Below are 1,321 nucleotides of genomic sequence, written 5' to 3' on the forward strand. Positions count from 1 at the left end.
CTAGATTAACCAGGCTGCGAATGGAAAGATGCGTGCAGACACAGGAAGACACCAAACTCTCATCTTGGTTCTGTAAAGAATTATTGACGGCAGTGGCAGGTGTCCAAATAACTCCAATGAGGGTAATAACAAAATGATGAAGCGCAACATTCTTGCAGTAGTGATCCCAGCACTGTTGGCTGCTGGTGCCGCTAACGCAGCAGAAATCTATAACAAAGATGGCAACAAACTGGACCTGTACGGTAAAGTTGATGCGCGTCACTCTTTCTCTGATAACACTAGCGAAGACGGTGATAAATCTTACGTTCGTTTTGGTTTCAAAGGTGAAACCCAGATTAACGACCAGCTGACCGGTTACGGCCAGTGGGAATACAACATCCAGGCCAACGTTGCTGAAAACCAGGGGACTTCAGGTTCTAAAACCCGTGTTGGCTTCGCTGGTCTGAAATTTGCTGAGTTCGGCTCATTCGACTACGGCCGTAACTACGGTGTTGGTTACGACCCACTGGCATGGACCGACGTGCTGCCTGTATTTGGTGGTGATTCTGGTTACAACGATAACTTCATGGTTGGTCGTTCTAACGGTCTGGCTACCTACCGTAACAGCAACTTCTTCGGTCTGGTTGATGGCCTTGACTTCGCTCTGCAATACCAGGGTAAGAATGAGTCAGGCAGCCGCGACCCACGTGATTCAAACGGCGATGGTTGGGGTTCTTCTGTAACCTACACATCTCCAGTTGGCGTAGCAGTAACAGCCGCTTACTCCAAATCTGATCGCACTGAGACTCAGCAGACTGGTATTGGCGACGGAAAATCTGCAGAAGCCTGGTCTACTGCTGTTAAGTATGACGCGAACAACGTTTACCTGGCCGCAATGTACGGTGAAACCCGTAATTCAACCGCTATCATTTCTTCTGACGATAACTACCTGGGTGCAGTTAACAAAGAGCAGAAATTCGAAGCTGTTGCTCAGTACCAGTTCGACTTCGGCCTGCGTCCATCCCTGGCCTACGTACAGTCTAAAGGCAAGGACATCGAAACTATCGGTGACCAGGATCTGTACAAGTACATCTCTGTTGGTAGCTACTACTACTTTAACAAAAACATGTCCACCTATGTTGATTACAAAATCAACCTGCTGGATGAGAACGATTACACCCGTGCAACCGGTACCTCTACCGACAACACCGTTGGTGTTGGCCTGGTGTACCAGTTCTAATTGCCATTTAATCTCGACTTCGGTCGCGATTAAAAGTGCATCAAAAAGGGGCTTCGGCCCCTTTTTTGTTTTTATCCCTTCCCCACTCGCTTTCTGCTGTTT

At 48.1% G+C, this 1,321-nt stretch carries 1 protein-coding gene; it reads left to right on the plus strand.

What is annotated here, in order from left to right; all coding sequences use genetic code 11:
- The first annotated feature begins 133 nt into the window (after nucleotides 1-133).
- Entirely contained in the window at nucleotides 134-1,219 is a 1,086-nt protein-coding gene (ompC, locus tag WH277_RS00235; RefSeq protein WP_339455107.1) for a porin OmpC, read from the plus strand.
- The last annotated feature ends 102 nt before the right edge of the window (nucleotides 1,220-1,321 follow it).

Origin of the sequence: Erwinia sp. MYb416, assembly GCF_037479575.1 — a bacterium.
Lineage (GTDB): Bacteria > Pseudomonadota > Gammaproteobacteria > Enterobacterales > Enterobacteriaceae > Erwinia > Erwinia rhapontici.